Annotated in this window: 22 protein-coding genes; 9 read left to right on the forward strand and 13 right to left on the reverse strand. The window is 64.5% G+C overall.

The window, feature by feature from the left end:
* Positions 1 to 63 precede the first annotated feature (63 nt).
* Genes X803_RS0105670 through X803_RS0105685 form a run of 4 tightly spaced genes read left to right on the forward strand, consistent with a single transcriptional unit; the run spans position 64 to position 3777 of the window.
* Positions 64 to 504: a tripartite tricarboxylate transporter TctB family protein gene (locus X803_RS0105670; protein ID WP_026544382.1), complete on the forward strand. Its 441-nt coding sequence runs from the start codon at positions 64 to 66 to the stop codon at positions 502 to 504.
* A 26-nt stretch (positions 505 to 530) separates the two neighbouring features.
* A complete protein-coding gene (locus X803_RS0105675; protein ID WP_026544383.1) occupies positions 531 to 1622 on the forward strand; it encodes a tartrate dehydrogenase in 1092 nt (363 codons plus the stop codon).
* Positions 1619 to 2785, forward strand: a complete 1167-nt coding sequence (locus X803_RS0105680) for a mandelate racemase/muconate lactonizing enzyme family protein (RefSeq protein WP_026544384.1) — start codon at positions 1619 to 1621, stop codon at positions 2783 to 2785. Before X803_RS0105675 ends, X803_RS0105680 begins: the two co-directional genes overlap by 4 nt.
* Positions 2785 to 3777, forward strand: coding sequence for a 2-hydroxyacid dehydrogenase (locus tag X803_RS0105685; protein ID WP_026544385.1), 993 nt, complete (start codon positions 2785 to 2787; stop codon positions 3775 to 3777). The genes X803_RS0105680 and X803_RS0105685 overlap by 1 nt, the downstream gene beginning before the upstream one ends.
* A gap of 83 nt (positions 3778 to 3860) precedes the next feature.
* Here the strand turns inward: X803_RS0105685 and X803_RS18085 are convergent, their stop codons facing one another.
* The 6 genes from X803_RS18085 to X803_RS0105715 are packed head-to-tail and all read right to left on the reverse strand — an operon-like array spanning position 3861 to position 10377.
* A complete protein-coding gene (locus X803_RS18085) occupies positions 3861 to 4724 on the reverse strand; it encodes an HpcH/HpaI aldolase family protein (RefSeq protein WP_173400900.1) in 864 nt (287 codons plus the stop codon).
* Entirely contained in the window at positions 4709 to 5494 is a 786-nt protein-coding gene (gene hpaH, locus X803_RS0105695) for a 2-oxo-hept-4-ene-1,7-dioate hydratase (protein ID WP_026544386.1), read from the reverse strand. The genes X803_RS18085 and hpaH overlap by 16 nt, the downstream gene beginning before the upstream one ends.
* Positions 5495 to 5496: 2 nt before the next feature.
* Positions 5497 to 6579: a 3,4-dihydroxyphenylacetate 2,3-dioxygenase gene (gene hpaD / locus X803_RS0105700; RefSeq protein WP_026544387.1), complete on the reverse strand. Its 1083-nt coding sequence runs from the start codon at positions 6577 to 6579 to the stop codon at positions 5497 to 5499.
* A gap of 36 nt (positions 6580 to 6615) precedes the next feature.
* Entirely contained in the window at positions 6616 to 8151 is a 1536-nt protein-coding gene (gene hpaE / locus X803_RS0105705; RefSeq protein WP_026544388.1) for a 5-carboxymethyl-2-hydroxymuconate semialdehyde dehydrogenase, read from the reverse strand.
* Positions 8148 to 8876 carry a GntR family transcriptional regulator gene (locus X803_RS0105710; protein WP_035778099.1) on the reverse strand — a complete coding sequence of 243 codons (729 nt, stop codon included), beginning with the start codon at positions 8874 to 8876 and terminating at the stop codon, positions 8148 to 8150. The genes hpaE and X803_RS0105710 overlap by 4 nt, the downstream gene beginning before the upstream one ends.
* Position 8877: 1 nt before the next feature.
* Positions 8878 to 10377, reverse strand: coding sequence for a fumarylacetoacetate hydrolase family protein (locus tag X803_RS0105715; RefSeq protein WP_026544390.1), 1500 nt, complete (start codon positions 10375 to 10377; stop codon positions 8878 to 8880).
* Between the two features lie 228 nt (positions 10378 to 10605).
* On the opposite strand from X803_RS0105715, the gene X803_RS0105720 reads away from it, so the two are divergent.
* Positions 10606 to 12501 (forward strand): FAD-binding monooxygenase, encoded by a 1896-nt coding sequence (locus X803_RS0105720; RefSeq protein WP_026544391.1) that lies wholly within the window; start codon positions 10606 to 10608, stop codon positions 12499 to 12501.
* A complete protein-coding gene (rraA, locus tag X803_RS0105725; protein WP_026544392.1) occupies positions 12498 to 12974 on the forward strand; it encodes a ribonuclease E activity regulator RraA in 477 nt (158 codons plus the stop codon). The genes X803_RS0105720 and rraA overlap by 4 nt, the downstream gene beginning before the upstream one ends.
* A 41-nt stretch (positions 12975 to 13015) precedes the next feature.
* On the opposite strand, the gene X803_RS0105730 is transcribed toward rraA, so the two are convergent.
* The 7 genes from X803_RS0105730 to ykgO all read right to left on the reverse strand — a co-directional run bounded on the left by X803_RS0105730 (position 13016) and on the right by ykgO (position 21927).
* Positions 13016 to 16471, reverse strand: a complete 3456-nt coding sequence (locus tag X803_RS0105730; protein WP_035778080.1) for a DEAD/DEAH box helicase family protein — start codon at positions 16469 to 16471, stop codon at positions 13016 to 13018.
* A gap of 38 nt (positions 16472 to 16509) precedes the next feature.
* A complete protein-coding gene (locus X803_RS0105735; protein WP_026544394.1) occupies positions 16510 to 17100 on the reverse strand; it encodes a PIN domain-containing protein in 591 nt (196 codons plus the stop codon).
* Positions 17101 to 17103: 3 nt separating this feature from the next.
* Positions 17104 to 17598 carry a helix-turn-helix domain-containing protein gene (locus X803_RS0105740; protein WP_026544395.1) on the reverse strand — a complete coding sequence of 165 codons (495 nt, stop codon included), beginning with the start codon at positions 17596 to 17598 and terminating at the stop codon, positions 17104 to 17106.
* 53 nt (positions 17599 to 17651) lie between these two features.
* Positions 17652 to 18587, reverse strand: a complete 936-nt coding sequence (locus X803_RS0105745; protein WP_026544396.1) for a restriction endonuclease — start codon at positions 18585 to 18587, stop codon at positions 17652 to 17654.
* Entirely contained in the window at positions 18587 to 19759 is a 1173-nt protein-coding gene (locus X803_RS0105750; RefSeq protein ID WP_026544397.1) for a restriction endonuclease subunit S, read from the reverse strand. The genes X803_RS0105745 and X803_RS0105750 overlap by 1 nt, the downstream gene beginning before the upstream one ends.
* Complete coding sequence (locus tag X803_RS0105755) at positions 19756 to 21249, reverse strand: type I restriction-modification system subunit M (RefSeq protein WP_026544398.1); 1494 nt, start codon at positions 21247 to 21249, stop codon at positions 19756 to 19758. The genes X803_RS0105750 and X803_RS0105755 overlap by 4 nt, the downstream gene beginning before the upstream one ends.
* Positions 21250 to 21804: 555 nt before the next feature.
* Entirely contained in the window at positions 21805 to 21927 is a 123-nt protein-coding gene (ykgO, locus tag X803_RS0105765; RefSeq protein ID WP_026544400.1) for a type B 50S ribosomal protein L36, read from the reverse strand.
* 123 nt (positions 21928 to 22050) lie between these two features.
* Between ykgO and X803_RS18090 the strand changes: the two genes are divergently transcribed.
* The 3 genes from X803_RS18090 to X803_RS21390 all read left to right on the forward strand — a co-directional run.
* Positions 22051 to 23628 (forward strand): ABC transporter substrate-binding protein, encoded by a 1578-nt coding sequence (locus X803_RS18090; RefSeq protein ID WP_084033448.1) that lies wholly within the window; start codon positions 22051 to 22053, stop codon positions 23626 to 23628.
* 2 nt (positions 23629 to 23630) lie between these two features.
* On the forward strand, positions 23631 to 24647 hold the full coding sequence (locus X803_RS0105775; RefSeq protein ID WP_084033450.1) for an ABC transporter permease: 1017 nt from the start codon (positions 23631 to 23633) through the stop codon (positions 24645 to 24647).
* Positions 24644 to 25246: ABC transporter permease (locus tag X803_RS21390; protein ID WP_216699031.1), on the forward strand; the 603-nt coding region annotated here is incomplete at its 3' end. The genes X803_RS0105775 and X803_RS21390, both read left to right, overlap by 4 nt.

Consider the following 25246-nt stretch of genomic DNA (forward strand, 5'->3'; position numbering starts at 1 on the left):
GGCGGGCGGCCAGGCTGCCGTTCCCGCCTCGCAACGTCCCGACACCGGGGAGGGCGACTGATCATGGGAAACATCATTGGCGGCGCCGTCGTCCTCGTCGTGTGCCTGATTTTCTGGGTCCAGCGGTCGTACTCAAGTGAATACGGCGGGATCTTCCCGGATGCTGTCCTGGTTGCACTGAGCATGCTCGGTGTGATGCTGGCGGCGCGCGGCGTGCTGTGGCGCAACCGTGAAACCGGCTGGCATGACACCGGCCGGCTCGGTTACAAGGATCTGGGACGGGCTCTCATTCTGCTGGTTGCCTGGGTGGCATCGCTGCCCATCCTCGGGTACCTCTACGGCGGTATCCTGTTCTTCACCCTGGTCGCCGTGATGATGCGCACCTCCCGCCCCACCTGGAAGAACGTGCTCCTCGATTTCGGCGTGGCCGTTGTGGTGGTGGTGCTGTTCTACCTCGCGTTCACCCAGGTCCTCTTCGTCAGCCTGCCGGAACTCTCCCTCTAAACCACCGATCGATCAAAGGAACGTACATGACAAGTCCCAGCTACCGCATTGCCGTCATCCCGGGTGACGGGATCGGCACCGAGGTGATGCCGCCGGCGCAGAAACTCCTCGAACTCGCCGGAACGCGCTACGGCTTCAGCTTCGACTGGCAGGAGCTCGAGTGGGGCTGCGAATACTACTCCCGGACCGGCCGGATGATGCCGGAGGACGGCATCGAACAGCTCGCCGAATGCGACCAGATTTTCCTGGGCGCAGTGGGCTTCCCGGGAGTACCGGACCACGTCTCTCTCTGGGGCCTGCTCATTCCCATCCGGCGGGCGTTCCGCCAGTACATCAACCTCCGGCCGGTCCGCCTGCTCGCGGGCATCGAGAGCCCGTTGCGGAAGGTGCCGGCCGGAGGCATCGACTTCCTGGTGGTCCGCGAGAACAACGAGGGCGAGTACTCCGAGAGCGGCGGACGGCTCTACCGCGGAATGCCGCAGGAGATGGCCATCCAGGAATCCATTTTCACCCGGTTCGGCGTCGAGCGGGCGATGAATTACGCCATCAACCTCGCGGAGCAGCGCAAGGGCCAGCTCGCCTCGGCAACCAAGTCCAACGGCATCATCCACACCATGCCGTTCTGGGACGAGATCCTGCGGGACCTCGCCAAGGACCACCCGAACCTCACCGTGTCGGAGTACCACATCGACGCCCTCGCGGCGCTGTTTGTCCTCGATCCGGCGCGCTTCGACGTCGTCGTTGCCTCCAACCTCTTCGGTGACATCCTCACCGACCTGGGAGCCGCGATCATCGGCAGCATCGGCATCGCGCCGTCGGCCAACCTGAACCCGGAGAAGGAGTTTCCGTCGATGTTCGAGCCGGTTCACGGCTCCGCTCCGGACATCGCGGGGCAGGGCAAGGCCAACCCCCTGGGCCAGGTGTGGGCGGCGTCCATGATGCTGGACCACCTCGGCCACGAGGACGCCGGGCGGGATCTGATCGCCGCCATGGAACACGTCCTCACGGAGACCGACATCCGCACCCCAGACCTCGGCGGAACCGCAACCACGGACGAGGTGTCCGATGCCCTGGTGACCGCCTTCGAATCCCTCAGCCCTGCAGGAGCAGAAAAATGAGAATTGTCGAGATCCGCGAAGAAACCCTGCCGATCAGTTCCTCCATCCGGAACGCGTTCATCGACTTCACGAAGATGACGCTCAGCCTGGTCGCCGTGATCACCGACGTTGAACGGGACGGAAAGCCGGTTGTCGGATACGGCTTCAACTCCAACGGCAGGTACGGCCAGGGTTCACTTATGCGCGAGCGCATCGTTCCCCGGATCATGGAGGCCCGCCCCGAAGACCTGCTCGATGAGACCGGTGACAACCTTGACCCGTCGCTCATCTGGGACGTGATGATGGCCAATGAGAAGCCGGGCGGGCACGGCGAGCGTTCGGTCGCCGTCGGAACCCTGGACATGGCCATCTGGGATGCCGTGGCCAAGATCGAGGGCAAGCCGCTCTTCCGGCTGCTCGCTGAGCGGTACGGGAACAATCAACCCGACAACAAGGTGTTTGTCTACGCCGCCGGCGGGTACTACCAGCCCGGCCGCGGCATCCAGGGCCTGCGGGACGAGATGCAGAGCTACCTGGACCGCGGCTACACCACGGTCAAGGCGAAAATCGGCGGCGCACCGCTGGCCGAAGACCTCCAGCGCATCGAGGCGGTGCTCGACATGCTCGGCCCCGGCCAGAGCCTTGCCGTGGACGCCAACGGCCGGTTCGACCGCAAGACCGCCATCGAATACGCCGAAGCGCTCTCCGCCTATGACCTCTTCTGGTACGAGGAACCCGTGGACCCGCTGGACTACGAGGCGCAGGCCGACGTCGCCGCCGTCTACGCGAAACCGCTGGCCACCGGCGAGAACCTGTTCTCCATGCAGGACGCCCGCAACCTCATCCGTTACGGCGGCCTCCGTCCGGACAAGGACTGGCTCCAGTTCGACTGCGCTCTCAGCTACGGCCTGGTGGAGTACCTGCGGACCCTGTCCATGCTCGAAGAGAACGGCTGGTCCGCGTCCCGCTGTATCCCGCACGGCGGCCACCAAATGTCACTGAACATCGCGGCCGGTCTGGGCCTTGGCGGCAACGAGTCCTATCCCGATCTGTTCCAGCCCTTCGGCGGGTTCCCGGACGGCGTGGCCGTGGAGAACGGCTACATCACGATGCCTGACCTTCCGGGCATCGGGTTCGAAGGGAAGAGCGACCTCTACAAGGTGATGCAGGACCTCAGCGCCTGATGAGCGGTTCCGGAAACCGGCCGCTGGTGGCGGTCACGCGCTCATCCCTCCCGGGCGGGGGCCTCGACCGGCTGCGGAAGCATGCCGACGTCGTCCTCTGGCCGGATGACGATGACGTGCCCGCCGCAGGTGTTGCGCTCCGGGACCTCGCCCGGGGAGCCGATGCGGTGCTGGCCCCCTACGCGAAGGTGGACCGGGAGTTCCTGGAGGCGGTGAGGGGGAGCGTGCGGATTGTCGCCCTGCCCAGCGCCGGCTATGACGCCGTCGACGTCGGTGCTGCGCTCGAGGCCGGGGTGATGATCACCAACGCGCCCGACGTTCTCCACGAAACGACGGCGGACACCACCTTTGCCCTGATGCTCCTGGCGCGGCGCCTCCTGTTCCCGGCCGCCAGGGACCTCCACGAGGGGCGCTGGAAACGCGCGCGGTTCGACGAGCACCTGGGCCTCGACGTCACGGGAGCCACTCTGGGGTTGGCGGGTTATGGGCAGATTGCGCAGGCGGTTGCCCGGCGGGCGGCGGGATTCGGCATGACGGTGCTTCACAGCCTCTCACGCACGGGCACCACGGACCTGTCGACCGCCGTCGAATGGCGTGAGCTGCTGGAACGCTCCGACATTGTCTCGCTGCACGTGCCGCTGACCCCCGAGACCCGGCACCTGATCGGGGCTGCGGAACTGGCCCTCATGAAACCCACCGCGACGCTCATCAACACCGCGCGCGGACCGGTGGTGGACACCGAGGCGCTGCTCCGGGCGCTCGACGACGGTGAAATCCACTCCGCGGGGTTGGACGTTTTCGACGTCGAGCCGCTCCGGGACCCAAAGCATCCCGTGCTGACGCATCCGCGTATCGCCGCGCTGCCGCATGTGGGCTCCGCGACGGAGGCAACCCGGGCGCGGATGGTCGATCACGCCGTCGACAACATCCTTGCCGTACTCGACGGGCGCCCGCCGCTGACCCCGGTCCCGGAGCTGAAGGAACGCGGCTAGCCGGACGGAACTTTCGGGCACGTCCGGTGACTCCGGGCGCCCGGAAGCCGCCAGAGGTGCCCGAAAGTTCGGGGAAAATGGGGTCAGTAGCTGGGCCGGAAGTTGCCGCCGTCGTCGTGGGTAGTGTGATCGCCGTCGCCGTCGTGGGTAGTGGCGCCGTCGTCGTCGTGGGTTGCGGGAATGAACCGGGCGGCGAGGGCTTCCGACCCGCGGGCCAGCAACAGGACGTCCGCGCCCACAAAGACAAACCGGGCCCCCTTGTCCAGGTAGTGCTGCGCGGTGTCGGGGTTGAAGGCGTTCACGCCCGCCGGTACGCCGGCCCGCACGGCAGCCTCAAGGCAGTGTTCGACGGCGGCACGCACCTTCGGATGCTCCTGCTGGCCCAGGAGGCCCATCGACGCGGCGAGGTCGGCGGGTCCCATGAAGATGGCGTCCACCCCGTCGACCTTAAGGATGTCCTCGACGGCCTCGACCGCTGTTGCGGATTCGATTTGCACCGTCACGCTGATTGTTTCGCCGGCGCGCGCGGGGTAGTCGGGAACCCGGTTCCACCGGGCCGCGCGGGCCAGCGCCGAGCCGACCCCGCGCACGCCCTCCGGCGGATACCGGGTGGCGGCCACCGCAGCCTCGGCGTCGGCGACGGAATGGACCATCGGGATCAGCAGGTTCTGCACCCCGAGGTCCAGGTACTGCTTGATCAGCACCGTGTCATTGACGGGCAGCCGGACCATGGTGTGGATGGGGTAGCCGTGGATCGCCTGGACCTGGGCCAGAACCGATTCGAGACCGTTGGGGCTGTGCTCCGCGTCCACCAGGAGCACGTCCAGGCCGGAACCTGCACACAGCTCGGCGATCAACGGACTCGCCGAGCACACCCACATGCCTGCGAGCGGACGGTCTGATGAAGCCAGCGCTTCACGGAAGGTGGGGCCTAGTGGAAGTGGCATGTGACAGCTCCTAGGGGTCCGTAGTCGGCGTGGATGGTGTCGCCCCTGTGCACCCAGAGGGGCCGGGTGAACGAGCCGGCGAGAATAATGTCACCGGCCTTCAGGTTATCGCCGTGCGCGGCGATCTTGTTGACCAGCCAGTGCACACCGTTGGCCGGATGGTCCAGCACACCGGCTGCCACGCCGGTCTCCTCAACGGTCTGGTTCTTGTAGAGGATGGCGGAGACCCAGCGGAGGTCCACGGCGTCGGGTTTCACCGGACGGCCGCCCACCACCATCGCGCCCATCGCGGCGTTGTCGGAGATGGTGTCCACGATGGTCCGGCCTTCCATCTCGATCCGGGAATCGAGGATCTCCAGGGCCGGGACCACATAGTCTGTGGCGTTCAGGACATCGAAGATGCTGCAGCCCGGACCCTTGAGTGCGGACTTCAGGACGAACGCCAGTTCCACCTCGACCCGGGGATGCGTGTACTTTTCCCACTCCACCGAGCAGCCGGTTTCCAGCACCATGTCGTCGAAGATGGCTCCGTAGTCCGGCTCGGTGATGCCGGTGGCCGCCTGCATCGCCTTGGAGGTGAGGCCGATCTTGCGGCCCACCAGGGTCCGCCCGGCTTCCTCGTTGCGGCGGCGCCACAGCTGCTGGACGGCGTAGGAATCTTCCACCGTCATGTCCGGGTAGCGTGCGGTCAGCCGGGGAACCGGGGTACGGCTGCGCCCGGCTTCCACGAGTTCGTCGGCAATGGCCTCTATCGTCGCGTCGTCCAGCATGGCTACAGCTGTGCTCCCAGCTTGAAACCCTGCTGCGCGCCGCCGTCGTCGGATTTGCGGGTATAGGAGAACCCGTCAGCGCCGACCGTGACGGCCATTTCGCTCTTCTCCTCGCGCTCGATGACCGGCTGCGGGTTGCCGTCGAGGTCCAGCACCAGCGAGGCCTCCGTATACCAGGAGGGAACAACAGGGTTCCCCCACCAGTCGCGGCGCTGGTTGTCGTGGACGTCCCAGGTGATGGTGGGGTTGTCCGGATCACCCGTGTAGTAGTCCTGGGTGTAGATCTCGATGCGGTGGCCGTCCGGGTCCAGAATGTACAGGTAGAACGCGTTGGACACACCGTGGCGTCCCGGGCCGCGCTCAATGCGGTCGCTGATGCGCAGCGCGCCCATCTTGTCGCAGATCTGGATGATGTTGTGCTTCTCATGGGTGGCGAACGCGACGTGGTGCATGCGCGGGCCGTTGCCGCCGGTCAGGGCGGTGTCATGCACCGTCTGCTTGCGGTGCATCCACGCGGCGTAGGTGACGCCGTCGGAATCCTGGATGTCTTCCGAGACCCGGAAGCCCAGGTCCTCCAGGTATTTCCGGCCACGGGGCACGTCGGGGGTGACCTGGTTGAAGTGGTCCAGGCGCACCAGCTCGCCTGCGGAGTAGAGGTCGTAGCGCTGGGTGAGCCGCTCCACGTGCTCCACCTCGTAGAAGAACTCGTAGGGGAAGCCCAGCGGGTCCTCGACGCGGACTGAATCACCGATGCCCTTGGTGAAGCCTTCCTTCCGGCGTTCGGTACGGCAGCCCAGTTCCTTGTAGTACGCCTCGGCGGCGTCCACCTCGGCAGGCGACTTCACCCGGTACGCGAAGGCAGCGACGGCGGCGATCGGCCCCTTGCGCAGCACCAGATTGTGGTGGATGAACTCTTCCAGGGGGCGCAGGTAGATGTTGTTCTCGTCTTCCTCGGTGACGTGCAGGCCGAGGACGTCGACGTAGAACTCGCGCGACTTGGCGAGGTCGGTGACTACAATCTCCATGTACGCGCAGCGGACAATGTCCGGAGCGGGGAGGGTAGGGGTGGGGACAAAATCAGTCATGGTTTTCTCTTCCTTGAGAAGGGAGCGGGGAAGTTGTCAGCCCTCGGTGCGGGCGGCGTCGTCGACGCTGCCGAACTTCGGGGTGTGTACGGCGCCGAGAGCGATGTGAACGGCCTGCTGGTCGGTGTAGAAGTCGATCGAGCGGTACCCGCCCTCATGGCCCAGGCCCGACGCCTTCACCCCACCGAACGGGGTGCGGAGGTCACGGACGTTGTGGCTGTTGAGCCAGACCATGCCGGCCTCCACGTTCTGGGCGAAGTTGTGCGCGCGGGTCAGGTTCTGGGTCCAGATGTAGGCCGCCAGGCCGTACCGGGTGTTGTTCGCGAGAGCCAGCGCTTCGTCGTCGTTCTCAAACGGGGTAATGGCGACAACGGGGCCGAAGATCTCCTCCTGGAAGATCCGTGCCTCGGGCGCGACGTCGGCAAACACGGTCGGCGCGATGTAGTTGCCTTCCGGGAGGTGGTCGGGGCGGCCGCCGCCGGCGAGGAGCCGGCCCTCGGACTTGCCGATCTCCACGTAGGAGGCGACCTTCTGGTAGTGCTCGGGGTGCACCAGTGCGCCGACCTGCGTCTTGGGATCATGCGGATCGCCGACGACGATGGTCTTCGCGCGGGCGGCGTAGCGCTCGCAGAACTCGTCGTAGATCGCCCGTTCCACGAGGATGCGTGAACCGGCGGTGCAGCGCTCGCCGTTGAGGGAGAAGACGCCGAAGAGCGCGGAGTCAATGGCGGCGTCGAGGTCCGCGTCGGCAAACACCACGCAGGGTGACTTGCCGCCGAGCTCCATCGAGAGGCCCTTGAGGTTGGCGGCGGCGTTGCGGAAGATCGTCTGCCCGGTGGTGGTCTCGCCGGTGAAGGAGATCAGCGGAACGTCCGGGTGCTTCACCAGGGCGTCGCCCGCTTCTTCGCCGAGGCCGTTGACGAGGTTGAACACGCCGTCGGGGAGTCCTGCGTCCTTGAAGATCTGCGCCCACAGGGACGCGGAGAGGGGCGTGAACTCGGCAGGTTTGAGGACCACGGTGTTGCCGGTGGCCAGTGCAGGGGCCAGCTTCCAGGACTCGAGCATGAACGGGGTGTTCCACGGGGTGATCAGCCCGGCCACGCCGATGGGCTTGCGGTTCACGTAGTTGATCTGGGAGCCGGGGACCTTCATGGCGTCGTCGAACTGGGCGACGATGAGGTCCGCGAAGAACCGGAAGTTCTCCGCCGCGCGCAGGGCCTGGCCCTTGGCCTGGGTGATGGGCAGGCCGGTGTCGAAGGTTTCGAGTTCCGCGAGCCGGGATTCCTGGGCCTCGACGGCGTCGGCAATCCTGTTCAGGACGCGGGCGCGCTCGCGGGGCTTCATCTTCGGCCACGGTCCGTTGGTGAACGCCTCAAGGGCGGCGGCGACGGCGAGGTCGATGTCCTCTTTCTGGCCGGCTGCCGCGGTGGCGTAGTTGTTGTTGGACACCGGGTCCAGGACGTCGAAGGTCTTGCCGCTCACGGAGTCGACGAATTCGCCGTTGATGTAGTGCTGGATGTGCGCGGGCAGGTCCTGCGGGACGTAATGGGTTTCAGGGACAGTGGACGTCATTGGTTCTCTTCCTGACGGTTCGGGAGTGGTTCGGGAATGGCGGATGCCTGCGCGAGGTAGGCGTCGAGGGTTGCGGCGCGGTGCCGGCGTGCCGCGTGTTCAATGGTGTCGGCGCCGGCCTGCGACTCAATGAGCTGGAGCAGGTCCTCGTGTTCACGGACGGATTCGCGTGCGCGCCCCGGGACAAACCGGAAGGTGGAGGATCGCAGCGACGCCAGCCGGTTCCAGCCGCGGTGCACGAGGTCGAGAATGTGCGGATTGGGGCAGTGTTCAAAGAGGACGCTGTGGAAATCCTGGTTGAGCGCGGTGAAGCGGACCGGGTCGAAGTGGTCCAGGCACTCGCGCATCTCCTCGTTGACGGCGCGCGCCCGGGCGATCGCCGTGGCGTCAATCAGCGGGGCCGACAGCGCAGTGGCCGCGCCCTCCACAATGCTGAGCGTCTGCATCGTATAGAGGTACTCCGTCGGGTCGATCCCGGAGACCGTTGCCCCGACGTTGCGCTCGAACTTCACAAGCCCTTCGGCTTCCAGACGCCGGATGGCTTCCCGTACGGGCACCACGCTGAAGCCGAGATCCTCGGCGATCTTCACGAGTACGAGGCGGTATCCGGGGGAGAACGTCCCCTCGACAATGCGCGCCTTGATGGAGGTGTAGGCCTGCTCGGACTTGCTGCCGGGCTTTATCTCGCCAGCAGTCTGAACGACGACGGATGGCCCGAAGGCGATATCAACCACCGGAGCCGCCTTCCGCGCTGGCCGCCCACTCGCGGTACTTCGCCTTCCAGTCGGCGTTCATCGGGAAGAGCCCGTCCACGCTGTGTCCCTGCTTCACCATCTCGAAGATGAAGGTCTCTTCCTTCTCCTGTTCGATGCAGTCATCCGCGAGCTCCTCAGCCAGCGCCGGCGGGATCACCAGGATGCCGTCGGCGTCGGCCACGATGATGTCGCCGGGCTGTACGGTGGCACCGCCGCACGCAATAGTGATGTCCGTATCCCAGGGGATGTGCCGGCGCCCCAGCACGGCAGGGTGCGGATTGGAGAAGTAGGTGGGCATGTCGAGGTCCGCGACGGCCGTGTAGTCGCGGACTCCGCCGTCGGTAACGATGGCGGCGGCACCGCGTACCTGCGCACGCAGCGCGAGGACGTCGCCCACTGTGCCCGTGCCCTTCTCGCCGCGTGCCTCCATGACGATGATTTCGCCGTCGTTCACTGAATCGATGGCGCGCTTCTGCGCGTTGAAGCCACCGCCGTGGGTCTTGAAAAGATCCTCGCGGTTGGGGACGTAGCGCAGGGTGCGCGCCAGGCCCACCACCCGCCGGTCCAGGCGGGTGGCCTGCAGGCCGTCGATGCTCACGTTGTTGAGGCCGCGCTTGCGCAGCTGGGAGGAGAGGGTTGCGGTAGCGACGCTTTCGAGCTTCTTCTTCAGCTCGGGCGGCAGGGCCTCTCTGGCCGGTTCCAGGCCGGCGGCTTCACGTGAACCGTAGGCCTCCTCACGCTGTGCGTCGTCGGCCCTGGGCTGCGCACCGAAGTCGGCGAACGGCTCTATTCCTTCCACCACGCGGGTGGTCAGGCGGCCGGTGCTATAGCCGCCCGCGGTGACCTCGATTTCGACGACGTCGCCCGGCTGGGCCACGGACGCGCCGGCCGGGGTGCCGGTGAGGATCATGTCCCCTTCCTCGAGGGTGAGGAGCTGGGACAGGTCGGCGACGAGCTGGGTGAAGGGGAAGAGGAGGTCTTCGGTGGTGTCGTCCTGGACCAGGTCACCGTTGTGCCAGGTCTGGATCCGCATCGCGGCGGGGTCCACGTCGCCGGCCGGGATCAGCTGCGGGCCGACCGGCGTGAACCCGTCGCCGCCCTTCGAGCGGACGTTGGAGCCCTTGTCTGCGTAGCGGAGATCGTAGACCCCGAGGTCGTTGCTGGCCGTCACCCACGCGACGTGGCCCCACGCCTCGTCGAGGCTGACCCTGCGCGCCGGTTTGCCGATGATGAGAGCGATTTCTCCCTCGTAACCCAGCAGTTCACAGCCGAGCGGCCGCTCGACGGCGCCTGGATTCTCGGCAGAGCCCAGCGCGAGCGACGACGGCGGCTTGAGGAAGTAGGAGGGCTGCTGCGGAGTGCGGCCGCGCTGGGCGGCGCGGCTCGGGTAGTTGATATGGACGGCGATGACCTTGCGGGTCCGGGCAAGCAGATCCGTGCCGGCTTCCGGCATCTGGGACTCGATGGTCATTCCGGGGCCTCCTCGTACAGCTGGGATGAAGGGCTACTTTTCAAGTACGAAATCGTATACGATGAGTATTGCCTGTGAAGTGGAGCACGTCAACCCCCTCCCGGGGCGCCGCGAAACGGTGTTGTTTCCGCATCGGGGCCGTCATACAGTTCTGGCACCGCCACTCGATTACGCACACGCAGTGGTGGTCCAGGATCCAAGTCCACAAAGAAGTGAGTGAGGAAGCCCGTGCAGTTCCACCATCACGGCTATGTATCCGGTGACCCTCGGGTTCAGCCGGCAGCCGGCGTCGGACTCAACCGGCCCGAAGAGCTGCCCGAGGAAGTCGACGTCCTGATTGTGGGCAGCGGGCCGGCAGGCATGCTCGCCGCCGCGCAGCTGTCCCAGTTCCCGACGATCACCACCCGCCTCGTGGAGCGGCGGCCGGGCAGGCTGGCCATCGGGCAGGCGGACGGCATCCAGGCCCGCAGCGTTGAGACCTTCCAGGCGTTCGGGTTCGCCGAGCGCATCATCGCCGAGGCCTACCGCATTACCGAGATGGCCTTCTGGAAGCCGGACCCGGCAGACCCCTCCCGCATCATCCGGACCGCCCGTCCCGACGACGACCCGACCGGCATCAGCGAATTCCCGCACCTCATCGTCAACCAGGCCCGCGTTCTGGACTACTTTGCGGAGTTCGCGGCGAACGCACCCACCCGCATGAAGCCGGACTACGGGCTGGAGTTCCAGGGCCTTGAGGTCACCGGCGGGGGTGATTACCCGATCAACGTCACCCTGCTGCACACCGCCGGGCCGCTTGAGGGCCAGGAACGGACCGTCCGCGCGAAGTACGTGATCGGTGCGGATGGTGCCCGCAGCAGGGTGCGCAAGGCCATCGGTTGCACACTTGCCGGTGATGCGGCCAACCATGCCTGGGGCGTCATGGATGTCCTGGCCGTCACCGATTTTCCGGACATCCGGCTGAAGTGCGCCATCCAGTCCGGCCACGGGGGCAGCATCCTGCTCATTCCACGGGAGGGCGGCCACCTGTTCCGGATGTATGTGGACCTGGGTGAGGTCACAGCTCATACCAAGGGCGATATCCGCAGCACCACCATCGAGGAAATCATCGAGAAGGCCAACGCCATCCTCGCGCCCTATACCCTCGACGTACGCAACGTCGCCTGGAGCAGCGTGTATGAGGTGGGGCACCGGCTGACCGACAGGTTCGACGACGTCCTTCCGGAGGAGCTCGGAACCCGCACCCCGCGCGTGTTCATCACCGGCGACGCCTGCCACACGCACAGCGCCAAGGCCGGCCAGGGCATGAACGTGTCCATGCAGGACGGCTTCAACATCGCCTGGAAGCTGGGTCACGTCCTGGAGGGGCGCAGCCCGGAAAGCCTGCTATCCACCTACTCCGCGGAGCGCCAGGTGGTTGCCAAGAACCTCATCGACTTCGACAAGCAGTGGTCCACTCTCATGGCCAAGAAACCCGAGGAGTTCGAGGACCCCACGGAACTCGAGAACTTCTACGTGCGCACCATGGAGTTCCCCGCCGGGTTCATGACCGAATACTCGCCGTCGATGATCGTGGGGGAGGCAACCCACCAGGACCTCGCCGCCGGATTCCCGATCGGCAAGCGCTTCAAATCCGCGCCGGTTGTCCGGGTCTGCAACACCAACCCGCTTCACCTCGGCCACCATGCGACGGCGGACGGACGCTGGCGGATCTACGTGTTCGCCGATGAGCCGTTGCCGGGCAACCCGTCGAAGGTCGCCGATTTTGCCGAGTGGCTGGCGAACTCGGCGGAGTCGCCGCTGGCGGCAACGCCCGAAGGTGCGGACCTTGACGCGTGGTTCGACGTCAAGGTGATCTACCAGCAGGATCACAAGAGCATCGACATCAACGCGGTGCCGGCGGTCTTCAAACCGCAGGTTGGGCCCTTCCGGCTGAACTACCTCGAGAAGGTCTTCGGTGTTAACCCGGCCGAGGACATTTTCGAGCTGCGCGGGCTGGACCGGGGCGGCGTCGTCGTCGTTGTCCGTCCGGACCAGTATGTGGCCAATGTGCTGCCGCTGACGGCTAGCGCTGAACTCGGCGCGTTCTTTGCCGGGATGCGGGCTGAGGTGCGGGTACGATGACCACCGCGACGGCAGACCTGTACGACGAGCATGGCTACGATCTCCAGTCAGTTCCGCTCCAGTTCCAGGATCTGGGAGGGGTCCGGGCGTTCAACGGACCGGTGCGCACTGTTAAGTGTCATGAGGACAATGCGCTGCTCAAGTCGGTGCTCTCAACCCCCGGAGCGGGAGCGGTGCTGGTGGTCGACGGCGGCGGATCACTTGAGCGGGCGCTGATGGGGGACATGATCGCGACGATCGCCATCGAGAACGGCTGGAGCGGCGTCATCATCAACGGCGCCATCCGCGACCGCGCCGTCCTCACCGATCTGCAGCTCGGTATCAAGGCGCTCGGCAGCAACCCGCGCAAGAGCACCAAGAACGGATCCGGCGAGGTCGATGTTCCCGTCACCATCGGTGGTGTGGTGTTCGCGCCCGGGGCCAGGGTGTACGCGGACCCGGATGGGATCCTCGTGGAGAAGCCAGGCGCTTAGGGCGAGGGCGGCCGGGAGCTGCGGGTCGCGACGCGGCGCGGTCAGCTCGCCCGTGTCGTCTCCCGGAATCCCCGCAGCACGCCATCGAGGGCATCAAGGTCCTCTTCACGGAATAGCTGCTCGGGACCGGCGGGTGCGAGGCTGTTGAAGGGTGATTCGTACAGCTGGCCCACCTCCATCACGCCGTTCCGTGTGAGGTGCTGGACGATCATGTTCACGAAGTCGAGCTGTGCCGCCGTGAGCGTGGTTCCGGCGATGAACTCGGCCATCGCTTCCTTCACAGCCTCCGGTTCCAGTCCGACCAGGGAGCGGACGAAGTAACCCAAACCCTCGGAGGCGGCACGGTCAAGATCCTCCCGGGAGCCGGCACCGCTTTCGAGCAGGAGGCGTTCCAGCTCCCGCAGGTCCAGCTCGGTGAGCGGCCGGTTCCGGCGGAGACGCTGGATAGTGGCGTGGTCCATCTTGTCCGCGAGGTAGATGCGCACCTTCTCGCTGTACCGTGCCATGTCGACCGGCGCGACGACGTCGGGAAGCTCCACCTCACGAACCTCACCGAGGACGTCCTCGAAGTCGGTGTAGACGACTTTCCGCCGTTTCTTCTCAATGAGGTGAACGAGCGATCGGAGCTTGCGGCGGATCTCCTCCAGCCACAACGGGGTGGCCGCCTCCCAGTGGAGGGGGCTCAGTACATCCTCGATGATGCCCAGCTGGGCAGCGATGGCAGGGATGGTCGGCTGATCCTGGAGGGCAGAAGCAATCTCCATGACTTTCCTCTGCAGGGGGCCGAGCCTGCCTGGTTCGGTGAGGAGGACCAACTGTGCGGTCAGCATGAGCTGGTCGAAACGCTTCGCCTCCTCCGTATCGGGCGGCGGTGCAATCGTGGCGAGGTCGCTTAGTTGGGACTCCAGCACCTCGATATCGTGCGGATCGAGGTGCTCCCAGTTCTCCGGGCGCACAAAACGGTCCACGTGCTCAAGCCGTGGCCGTACCCGGAAGTTCTCCCGCGGGAGGTCTTTCACCACTACGTGCAGAGACTGGCGGAGATTCGCCAGGTAGTCGCCGTCGTACTCGCTTGACTGGAGTGCCTGCAGTAACTGGACCCGTGTGATGAAGGTGCGCTGCGCCAACGGCTTGGCCAGCTGCCCCTCAGAAAGTGCGAGCCCGGCGTTGAAGAACTCGGCGTTCCTGCAGAGGTCGAAGATCAGGAAGTCCTGCTTGTGCAGGTCCGGCCCGTACAGATCGGGGGAGAGGCGCGTTCCGCGTCCGACCATCTGCCAGAATTTGGTCTTGGAGCGCACCAGCTTGAAGAAGACCAGATTGACCACCTGAGGCACATCGATTCCGGTGTCCAGCATGTCCACGGAGATGGCAATGTCCGGCTTCCCCTCGGTCCGGCCGAAGGATTCGATCAGCGTGGAGGCGTAGTTCACGTCGTACGTGATGACCTGTGCCATCTCACCTTTTGCTGCCGGGTAGTTGGCGTTGAACCGCTGCTCGATGAAGCGGGCATGATCATTATTGCGGGCGAAGATGATGGTTTTACCGATCCGGTCGCCACCGGCGACCCGGTGCCCGCGCTCCATCAGCACCTGCAGGGCCTTATCCACCGTGTCCTGATTGAAGAGCCACTTATTGACGACGGCGCGGTCCACCTCGTCGGGGATCTCGCCGTCGTCGTCCCATTCCTGCGAGTCCCACTCGTCCTTTTCCTGCTCGCTCAGGTCCTCATAGCGGATGCCCTCGTAAGGGAACTTGAGCGGCACCTCCACGATGCGCGGCGGGACCAGCCAGCCCTCTTCGATGGCGCGGTTCAGCTCGTACGCAAAGGTGGGAACGTTGTCCTCGATGTTGAACAGGGCGAAGGTGTTGCGGTCGACGTCGTCGGTCGGGGTGGCCGTGAGGCCAATCAGGAACGAGTCGAAGTAGTCGAAGATCGCCTTGTACTTTTGGTAGACCGAGCGGTGCGCCTCGTCCACGATGATGAGGTCGTAGTGCCCGATGCCGTAGCGCTCGCGGTTGACCTTTCCGTCGCCCACCGTTTCATCGATGAGGTTCATCATCGTGGGGTAGGTCGCCAGGTGGATGCGGCTGTCAGCGACCTTGTCCCGGCCGAGGATTTCCGGGGCTGAGCCGGGCAGGTGGGTCTTGAACGCCTTCGCAGCCTGATCGACGAGGGCAACCCGATCGGCGAGGAAGAGGACCCGCTTCACCCAGTTGGCTTTCATGAGCAGGTCAGCCAGGGCAATGACCGTCCGCGTTTTCCCGGTTCCGGTGGCCATGACCACCAGGGCCCGCCGCTCGGCGTCCTTCTCGAAGGCCTGCGTCACTGCGCGGATGGCGGCGTGCTGGTAGTCGCGCTCGACGATCGCGTTGTCGATGATGGCTTCCGCAAGCGGCTTCCGTGTACTGCGGCGGTCCACCATGAGCTGCAGTTGGTCGCGGGTGTGGAAGCCCTGGATCTTCCGTTCGGCGTAGAAGGCGTCGTCCCAGATATAGGTCTGGTAGCCGTTGGTGAAGTAGATGATCGGCCGCTGCCCGTAACGCCGCTCCATGCAGTCAGCATAGAGTCGAGCCTGTTGCCGTCCATTGTGGGGGTCCTTGCTGGTGCGCTTGGCTTCGACGACGGCGAGCGGCAGGCCGTTGGCGCCCCAGAGCACGTAGTCGGCGGCGCCCTTACCGGTGAGAGGACCTGCCGCGGTGGGCATGGTGTCGACGGGGAATTCGCGCACGTCCGGCGCGTTCACATCCCAGCCGGCCCACTGTAGTTGCGGGTCGATCAGGTCGGTTCTGGTGATGCCTTCGTTGTAGTCATGGGGGTCCGGCTCGTGCCGGCGCTGCTGGGTGACGCGCTGGATCTGCTCCCGCAGTTCCTTCAGCTCGTCTTCGAGGCTCGCCTGCTGCTGGGCGGCGACGGCGAGTTTGCGGTCGCGTTCTTCCAGTTCCTTTGCCAGCGCCGCCACTTGCTCCGCGGTCTTGGGCACGACGACGGCGGGGCCGGGCTTTGGTGCGCCTGGTTTCGGGGGCGCGGGCAGGGTGCGGTGCTGCGGACTGAGCAGGGCGGCGTCGAACTGCAGTCCGGGTTGCGGCCGGTTTTCCTCCGTGCGCGAGTAGTGGTGGGCCAGCCAGAAGCAGGTCTGGAAAAGCTCGCGCAGGATGGTCTCGGAGATCTGGACGCTGACCGGGACGTTGGTGTGGACAGCCTTGTTGGAGATCTTCCGGACGGCGTGCATTTTGTCGAGGAGGCGCTCTCCCGCCAACCGCTTGAAGGTCGGCTCGTTGAGCATGCCGTTGATGTCGTCTTTGTACGGCTGGTTCAGCGACGTATCCGCCGTGAAGATCCACTGCAGCGTGAATTCGAGGGTGCGGCGGCAGTAGAGGAGTGAGGTGCGCGGGTCGATGCCCGCGAAGCGTTCAGCGTTGCGCGCCTCGGCGGCGATGTCCGGCCACTCGGCGTGCAGGAACGCGAAGTTGCTCTGTACCTGAGCTGCGTCCCCCATCAGTGCCCCTTTGCTGATTCCTTGTGCAGACTACCGGATCAATGGTCGTGAGGGTGGTCGGATGATGAGTCATATCGATTGACGACCTCCCGAACGGCCTCCGCAAACTCAGACACACCTGCTTTCTTAAGGCCCTCCAGAAGTGTGTCGAGCGTAATGGGAGGCGAGTCATAGTGACTCACCATTTCCTCCAGGGCCGCCATCACTTCTTCCTCGAACAAGTCCAGTTGGTCGAGCAGGAAGTGATCGGGGTGGATAACTACGATGTCGAACGGCTCAACTGACGACGCGGGGAAGTCGCTGAGATTGAAGGTCACTAGAATCGAAGCGTTTGAGCGTATGCCGGCAGCTAGAACGTGCGCGTCCTTTGGGTCACACGTGAGGGTTCTTTCGAGTTGCTCGAAACCAGAGACCAAGGCGTCAGGAAAGTACTCGCGCATTGCATCCACCCGCCGTGATGCCTGCTCCTGAGACAGACCCCGCTGGCTCACGAGATTACGGTGAAGCTCCTGAAGAATCGTTTCGGACCAGAGCGGGCGGAAGGTTCCCCTCTCGGCAAGCCGCAATATGAGGTCACTGAGCGTGATGCCGAATAGTGCGCAGGTGTCGAGGAGGACCGGGAATGTCATCGGTCAGCGGGTCTTCACCGGTGCGTCTGCATCTGGATCGAAGAATCCCTCCCGGACGGCCTCAGACGAAAGATCTCGTAGTGCACGTCGGCGCTTCTTTCTGAGATCATCCTGATACTCGACGAGGTCTCGCAAGCGGATACGGCGGTGTCGCCCAACCAGTTCGAATGAGATTGCGCCGCTCTCAAGCAGTTTGATCAGCGTAGGCCTTGATATGCCGAGGTAGTCAGCTGCCTGCTGCGTTGTAAGCATGGCGTCCATGGGCACAACACTGACGCCCTGCCCTTTCGACAGCGCGTCGACGATCTGCGTCAATGCATCGAAGACGGCTTGAGGCATGGGAGTTGGTGTTCCATCTGCGGCTACCAGTCGCGGCTTATCTTCCGGTGCTGCTCTTCCTCTTTTTTGCAGCGCGTCTCGGAAGCTCATAACTTCCGCGAGATTTAGGTTGTCGGACAGATAGGTATGGCGGTCGGGTGAGGCTGTGGCGCGACTCATGGCACTACCTTTCAGCTAGGCCATCATTGTATTCGAAATATTCGCAAATAGCTCTACTCGAAGTAGTCCTCGTCCAGGTCCACGACGTCGTAGGTCTGCTTCACCTGAACGCCGACCCTGTACTTGATCATGAGGTTCACCAGGCGGACGCTGTCGATCAGGATCACGCGGGACGGGATGCCCGCGGCGTAGGTGCGCGCGTGGTCGGTGAAGCTGCTCGTCGTGATGAAGACGCCACGGGATGCGCCCGCACCATGCAACGCACCGACAAATGCCTGGATGGTCTCCCGGCCAACGTTGCTTCCCAACTTGTAACGCTTGGCCTGGATATAGATCTGGTCAAGCCCGAGGGCGTCCTGGTCAATGACACCGTCGACGCCGCCGTCACCCGTTCCCCCGATACGTTTGCCGCGTTGCTCGGCGCCGCCGTAACCCATCTTGAGGAGGAGGTCGACGACAGTCTGTTCGAAAGATGCGGGGTGACTGTCCCTTAGACGCTGAAGCAACTCGTCGCCGACCTTTGCATGGATCTTGTCCACGCTGTTCTCAATCTGCTCAACCGGGTCAAGGTCCTCGATCAGGGTCTCGGTGGGTTGCTGGGTCGGGCCAGATGATGCCTTAACTGTTTTCGGCCAGAACGGCGCGAAGTACGCGTGAGCCTGCGAATAGTCCATTCCGTTGGGGTGCTCGGCATGCCAGACACGACCAGCGTCGTTAATTTCGTATTCGCCACGCGTAGGGCGGTCGAGTAGTCCAGCTCTCATGAGGTGGCTGAGTACCCACCCCATCCGCTGCTCGTACCGAAGGTTCCCTTTCTTGAGCCGTTCGGATCGAGCAGTCTCACTCAAACCAGCGACGTCGGCCGCTCGGCTGAACAATTCTCGTCGGTGATAACGCTTGCCGTCGGAGAGGACCTCAAGGACCGGAGCCAGAAGGGCGGGCCAGATGGGGACCTCGGTCGTCTCTGAATCAGTTACTGGCTTGGTCATCAGAGTTCTCCTTTGAACGCACGGTGCTGGAGGGAGGCGAAAAGGGTGTCAAGCTGCGCGAGCTGGGCGCGGTGATGGTCCTTCAAGCGTTCGACGGCGGTAACGCGGGTTGCGAACTCGTTCTGGAGGTCTAGGGGTGGCACCGGCAACCGCAACGCCTCCCCATATTGTTTTGCGTTAATGTTCGGTTGTGCCACCGCTCTCTGCTGGGATAGAACCCATGACCGGTACAGAGCGGAACGGGTGAACTCGTAGGCGAAAAGTGGGTTCAGCCTCTCCGGATCTGGCTGAAACCGAATTAAGTAACCCGCGAATACAGCCCCGTCGTCTTCTCGACGACAGAGGTAGGTTTTGCCGACCGTAGCTCCAGACCGCGCAAAAAGCAGGTCTCCCGGTGCGATCCGGCCCTTATCCCAATCTTTGCTCACACCCGTTGGGGACTTCATATCGGAATGTAGGCGCCCGTCCTCTCCAATGTCGGTAATGCGTATATATCGGGGCTTGGCCGGATCATAGGCCGTAGCCGACAAGCCAACACCGTAGGCGCCCGGTCCCAGGCATAGGTCTCGAAGCGGTGTTGTCCCCGATGTACCGCCCGGGTCGCTTACGGTGTGGTGAAACATGCCGTCGAAAATCGATTGGGTGAGGGTGTCGAGGTGGGCGAGGGCCTCGCGGCGTTTCGCTCGGAGCTCATCGGCCTTGTCCAGGATCGCCGCGATGCGCCGCTGCTCGTTAAGGGGCGGAAGGGGAACTTTGATCTTGGCCACGTGGGCCGGTCTTGCTCGAAGCAGCGAGCCACCGACTCCCGCAACCGTCTGCATAAATTGACTGTTGAAAGCGTCGCTGACTAGCAACTGCCGAAAGTAGGGGCCGTAAATTTGCTCGTTCCTGAAGACTATCCACTCGCCCGAGGCAATCTGGCGATGTGAGTTCCTCGGTGGAACGACCCATGCCCTTCTGATGTGGGGAACGATCTTCGAAAGCAACACATCCCCGGGTTGAACCACCTGCTTTGTGGAGCCGATCGATTCTCCCGCCACAACATCAGGCAAGCCGCGATCATGTGCAGGAATGCTGAGCAGCTCGAAGGTTTCGTTGGGGTGCTTTCTCGGGTCGACCGAGCCACCGCGAGAGACCATGAGAGCCGAAAGTTCCACGAAAAGCGGATTCACTTCAGCAGATCCTTCAGCTCCGCCATGCCGTCCACGATTTCCTTCTCGAGCAACTCAAGCTCCGCGATGATCTCCGCCGGCGCCTTGTGCTCGACCTCGTCATACTGGACCTCCTTATATCTATTGAGGGAGAGGTCGTAGCCGTTCTCGGCGATTTCTGGTTTGGGGACAAGGAAGGATTGGTCGGTTCGCGCCCGCTCAGCCTCCGTCGTCGTGCGCTGTTTGTAGCGCTCCAGCACATCGGGCAAGTCAGAGGAGGCGAGGGGTGTGCGCTTGTCGTCGAGGCTGAAGCCGTCGGACTTCACATCGTAGAACCAGACGTGATCGGTGCCGCCCGAATTAGTTTTGGTGAAGAAGAGGATGGCTGTGGAGACCCCGGCGTAGGGCTTGAAGACGCCGGAGGGGAGTTTCACGACGGCGTCGAGCTTGTGCTGCTCGACCAGCAGTTTGCGCAGATCCTTGTGTGCCTTGGAGGAACCGAAGAGGACGCCGTCGGGCACGATCACCGCCGCGCGGCCGCCGGGCTTGAGCAGGCGGATGAACAGCGCGAGGAAGAGCAGCTCGGTTTTCTTGGTCTTGACCAGGGTGAGAAGGTCCTTCGCGACGTTCTCGTAGTCGAGGCTGCCGGCAAAGGGCGGATTCGCGAGAATCAGGTTGTACTTTTCCTCTTCCGCAGAGTGCAGATCGGCCAGCGAATCGCGGTAGGTGATCACCGGGTTCTCAACGCCGTGCAGCAGCATGTTCATGGACCCGATGCGGAGCATGGTGTTGTCGAAGTCGTACCCGTGGAACTGCTCGTGGTGGTAGAAGTCGAGCTGCCTCTGGTCGGTCAGCATGTCAGGGGAATCCCACAGGTGCTCGGCTGCCCGGACCAGGAATCCGCACGTGCCCGACGCCGGGTCGCAGATGGTTTCCATGGGCCGCGGATCCGTCATCCGAACCATGAGGTCGATGATGTGGCGCGGTGTACGGAACTGACCGTTGGTGCCTGCGGAGGCGATCTTGGACAGCATGTACTCGTACAGATCGCCCTTGGTATCGCGGCCGGTCATGTCGATGCCGTCGATGATGTCGATGACCCGCTCGAGGACGCCCGCGTTCGGGATGGTGAAGCGGGCGTCCTTCATGTGGTGGCTGTAGGTCGAGTCTTCCCCGTTGGACTGCTGAGTCAGTTCATCGCGCAGGAAGGGGAAGATGTGCTCAGAAAAGAGGGTGAACTTCTCGTCTCGTGAGAAGTCCTTGAACCTGCTCCAGCGCAGGTCACGGTAGCTGCGTCCGCGGCGATCGGTGCCGTCAGGGAAAATTGGGTTGGTGACCGGTTTTCCCGTGCGATTGGCGCGGTTCTCGGCCAGCGTCTGCGCGTCGTCCAGCCGCTTGAGGAACAACAGGTATGTGATCTGTTCAATCACCTCGAGCGGGTTCGAGATGCCGCCCGTCCAGAAGGTGTCCCACACTTTGTCTACCTGCGCGCGTACTGTCCCGTTGATCACGCGTTCCAGCTTAAGGCGTGTGCAGTCGGGAAACTCCCCACTCGGGGACACTACGCCGTGCCTTCCCGCTTGCCGTGCGAAGACGCCCGCACTGGGCTGCGGAAGCAGCTGTCCTAAAACCGGCCCGCCATCACCCGCGCCGCACCTGCGGCGGTGGGGTGATCCCGCAGGCGGCTTCGCCCAGGACCGGCGGTGCGCCCTGATTTGGGACGGCCCTGTCGCGGGGCCCGCCGGAGGCGATCCAACGCAGCAGGGCAGCGAAGCATGCGCCATTTTCAAGGCCGGTGAACCAAGCGAGGGGCCCGATCCGCCCATTCCGTCCGTCCCGCCGCGCCACTGCTGCGACACCGGCGAGCTCGCACCGGCCGAGGCACTTGGATTCGATGAGGACACCGCCGGAGGTCTGACGGATGGTGGCGCGGATCTGCTCGTCGTGGTCCTGACCGCCTGAAAGCCTGTGAAGGGCTGCACAGCGGTGGCCGGCACACCACACCAGAACGGGCCCATCCGGGTCTTTCCCGCTTCGGGAAGGGGATTTTCGGTCCATGAAGCGGCTCAGCCCTGACGTGCCTTCATGCGCGGGTTTTTCTTGTTGATGACAAACGTGCGGCCGCGCCGGCGGACCACCTGCGCTCCGGGAACCTTCTTCAGGGCGCGCAGTGAGTTGCGTACTTTCATAGTTTTCTCCTTGCTGTGGGAACTGTCGAGCACCGATTCTACATAGTTTGAGAATGATTATCATTAGTTGTAATCTTCTGGTGCCCGTCGGGCGCAAACCCTCCCTCGCATCAAGGAATCCCTATGCCGCTACGCCCTTCCCTGCTCTCAGTCACCACCACGGTTGCCCTCTCCGCCCTCTTGCTGACAGGCTGCGCAAGCAGTCAGCATCCAGCCGGGACAAACGACGCGCAGACAGACGACGGCGTCCTCGACGTCATCGGGCCGCTTGAAGTCCACAGCCTGGACCCCACCACAGCCGAGGGCATCTTCACCCGTCTTCAGGTCGCTGAGACGCTGGTCGACGCGGACGGAACAGGCGCTTTGCGTCCCGGCCTGGCCGCCGAGTGGGCTGCTTCCGAAGACGGACTGCAGTGGACCTTCACCTTGCGGGATGGAGCGCAGTTCCACGACGGAACTCCGGTGGACGCAGAGTCCGTGGTGGCAGCGCTGGAACTTGCACGCGCTTCCGAGGCCAACACCATCGCCGTCGCACCCATCACCGGGATCAGCGCGGAGGAAGGCGCCGTCCTCATTTCACTCTCGGAGCCGTTCGCCCCGCTGCCAGCGGTTCTGGCTGCAACGAGCACCCAGATCCTCGCGCCCTCCTCGTACGCCGAGGACGGATCCGTCTCCGAGGTCGTCGGATCCGGCCCCTACCGGGTTGTTGAAGTTGCCCCTCCGTCCCGCATCGAACTGGAGGCCTTCGACGGCTACGACGGCGAGCCGGCCCAGGCGCAGGAAGTGATCTACGAAAGTGTCGGCCGGGCGGAGAACCGCGCGCTCATGGCCGAGAGCGGGCAGGCCGACGTCGTCTTCGGTATGGATCCCACCAGCCTGCAGCGGGTGAAGGGGAAGCCGGGACTGCAGGTGGAGTCGGCGCTGCTTCCCCGGACCATCGTGCTCAAACTGAACGCCGCGCACCCCGCCCTCTCCGATGAGCGCGTCCGGCAGGCCCTGTCGCTGGCGCTGGATCGCCCCGCGATGGCCACCGCCGTCCTGCGTGACCCGGACATCGCCGCGACGCAGATGTTCCCTCCGGCCCTTGAGATGTGGCACGACGACGGCCTTGATCCGCTGACGCACGACCCTGAGCGTGCCGCCGCGCTGTTGGAGGACGCCGGATGGGTCCTCGGCCAGGACGGTGTGCGGGAGAAGGACGGCGAGCCGTTGGCCGTAGAGCTCCTCACGTTCCCTGACCGACCGGAGCTTCCCACCATGGCGGCGGCCATCCAGGCCGCGCTCGGGGAAATCGGCGTCACGGTCGAGGTGCGGGTGGACAATTCCAGCGAGATCCCGGCGGGCCACGCCAGCGGTGCCCTGGAGATGGCGCTCTTCACCCGCAACTTTGCCCTGGTCCCTGATCCGATCGTCACGCTGCTGAAGGACTACCCCGCCGGTGGCGGCGACTGGGGTGCCATGAACTGGAGCGACCCGGACATGACCGCGGCACTGGACCGGCTCACCACAGAGGCAGAGTACGACGGCGCAGCCGCGGACACTGCCCGCACCCGGATCGCGGACACCTTGCAGGAACAGCTCCCCGTCATCCCCGTGTCCTGGTACCGCCAGAGCGTCATCGTGAACGACGCCGTCGAAGGCTTTGTTCTCGATCCGCTTGAGCGCAACTGGAACCTCGCCGGCATTTCCTTCAAGGAGTAGCCATGCCCATCCTGTCCACACCCTCGCCTCCCCGCCCCTACCCGGCGGAAACCCGCAGGGATCATTCCCTGGCGCGCGCCGCCGGAAAGGTCCTTGCCCGGCGCGCAGCGCAGGCCGTCGGCGTCACGCTCGCCGTCACCATCACGTGCTTCGTCATCGTCCAGAACCTGCCCGGAGACATCGCCTTCCGGATCGCCGCCGGACGCTACGGGTACGACAAGGTCGACGCTTCCGCTGCCGCGGAAGTACGCGCCGACATCAATCTCGATGCTCCAGCCTGGCAGCAACTGGGCGGTTGGATCCTGGATGCACTGCGGCTGGACTTCGGCACGTCCCTGGTCACCGGCGCATCCGTGACGGATGAACTGGCCCTCCACCTGACGGCTACGTTGCAGCTCGCCGCTGTAGCGCTGGTCCTCTCGATAACGGGAGGAATGCTCATCGGCCTGCTGGCAGCCCAGAACCGGGGCGGCGCCGTCGACCGCCTCACCGACGCCTGGGTCTCACTGGTCCGGGCGCTGCCCCCGTTCGTCCTGGGGCTGGTCCTCATCATTGTGTTCTCCGTCCAGCTTGGCTGGGTGCCGGCAGCCGGACACGGTGAGCGCAGCAATCTTGTGCTTCCGGCCATCACCCTGGCCGTCGGGCTGTCGGGACTGTTTGCACGGGTCACCCGGGACGCCGTCGCACAGGTCCTGGAATCAGAGCACGTGCACTTTGCGCGTACCAAGGGCCTGGCACGGCACGTGGTCCTGGCCCGCCACGTGCTCCGGAACGCCGGGGTCACGCTGGTTGCCTATATCGGTGTCCAGGTCCTGATTCTGGTCGAGGGGGTCGTGGTGGTGGAAAGCCTTTTCGCGTCGCCCGGTCTCGGACACGCACTCGTACACGCGGTCTTCTGGCGTGACATTCCCTCCATGCAGGCGACGGTCCTCGCTCTGGCGCTCATCGTCGTCGTTGTTTCGACTCTGGTTGACCTGGCCGTCCTGGCTCTCGACCCGCGTACCAGGGAGGCCCAGTGAACATCACGCAGCAGGAAAACGGGAAGGCACCGGAAATGCCGGCGCCCTCCAGTCCCACCACATTGTGGGGCATGTCCGGCCCGGTCCGGCGACGACTGTCCTGGACGCGCGCGGCGTCCGCCGGGCTGCTCGCGGTGTTGGTGCTTTTCGCCCTGATCGGCCCACTTGTGTGGCGGCAGTACGCGGGTCAGGACCTAAGCCAGTTCCTCAGGCCGCCGTCGCTGGCCGAGCCTTTTGGCAACGACCACCTGGGGCGAAGCGTGATTGCCCGCCTCGCCCACGCCACCCGCTTGTCCCTGGGCCTCGCTCTACTGTGCGTCACCACGGCGGGGATTGCCGGCGTCGTTCTTGGTCTTCTGGCTGCCTGGCGGCGCGGGTGGGTGGACCAGCTGCTGCTCGGAATCTCGGAAATTTTCCTTGCACTGCCGGCACTGCTCATTGTGCTGATCTTCGCCGCGCTCGCTTCCGGGGAGATGTGGACCATCTACGTCGGGATTGCGCTGGCGCAGTGGGTGGAATATTTCCGCGTGGTACGGGCTCGATCGCTGAGCGTCTTCGCCAGCCCCGCCGTGGAAGCCGCGAACCTGCTGCGGCTGGGG

This window comes from Arthrobacter sp. 35/47 (genome assembly GCF_000520475.1).
Classification (GTDB): Bacteria; Actinomycetota; Actinomycetes; order Actinomycetales; family Micrococcaceae; genus Arthrobacter_D; species Arthrobacter_D subterraneus.

Bases quoted from the DNA above. Each gene is read 5' to 3' on its own strand.
- X803_RS0105670 (WP_026544382.1), top strand. From the start codon at position 64: ATGGGAAACATCATTGGCGGCGCCGTCGTCCTCGTCGTGTGCCTGATT.
- X803_RS0105675 (WP_026544383.1), top strand. From the start codon at position 531: ATGACAAGTCCCAGCTACCGCATTGCCGTCATCCCGGGTGACGGGATC.
- X803_RS0105680 (WP_026544384.1), top strand. From the start codon at position 1,619: ATGAGAATTGTCGAGATCCGCGAAGAAACCCTGCCGATCAGTTCCTCC.
- X803_RS0105685 (WP_026544385.1), top strand. From the start codon at position 2,785: ATGAGCGGTTCCGGAAACCGGCCGCTGGTGGCGGTCACGCGCTCATCC.
- X803_RS18085 (WP_173400900.1), bottom strand. From the start codon at position 4,724: ATGCCACTTCCACTAGGCCCCACCTTCCGTGAAGCGCTGGCTTCATCA.
- hpaH (WP_026544386.1), bottom strand. From the start codon at position 5,494: ATGCTGGACGACGCGACGATAGAGGCCATTGCCGACGAACTCGTGGAA.
- hpaD (WP_026544387.1), bottom strand. From the start codon at position 6,579: ATGACTGATTTTGTCCCCACCCCTACCCTCCCCGCTCCGGACATTGTC.
- hpaE (WP_026544388.1), bottom strand. From the start codon at position 8,151: ATGACGTCCACTGTCCCTGAAACCCATTACGTCCCGCAGGACCTGCCC.
- X803_RS0105715 (WP_026544390.1), bottom strand. From the start codon at position 10,377: ATGACCATCGAGTCCCAGATGCCGGAAGCCGGCACGGATCTGCTTGCC.
- rraA (WP_026544392.1), top strand. From the start codon at position 12,498: ATGACCACCGCGACGGCAGACCTGTACGACGAGCATGGCTACGATCTC.
- X803_RS0105730 (WP_035778080.1), bottom strand. From the start codon at position 16,471: ATGGGGGACGCAGCTCAGGTACAGAGCAACTTCGCGTTCCTGCACGCC.
- X803_RS0105735 (WP_026544394.1), bottom strand. From the start codon at position 17,100: ATGACATTCCCGGTCCTCCTCGACACCTGCGCACTATTCGGCATCACG.
- X803_RS0105740 (WP_026544395.1), bottom strand. From the start codon at position 17,598: ATGAGTCGCGCCACAGCCTCACCCGACCGCCATACCTATCTGTCCGAC.
- X803_RS0105745 (WP_026544396.1), bottom strand. From the start codon at position 18,587: ATGACCAAGCCAGTAACTGATTCAGAGACGACCGAGGTCCCCATCTGG.
- ykgO (WP_026544400.1), bottom strand. From the start codon at position 21,927: ATGAAAGTACGCAACTCACTGCGCGCCCTGAAGAAGGTTCCCGGAGCG.
- X803_RS18090 (WP_084033448.1), top strand. From the start codon at position 22,051: ATGCCGCTACGCCCTTCCCTGCTCTCAGTCACCACCACGGTTGCCCTC.
- X803_RS0105775 (WP_084033450.1), top strand. From the start codon at position 23,631: ATGCCCATCCTGTCCACACCCTCGCCTCCCCGCCCCTACCCGGCGGAA.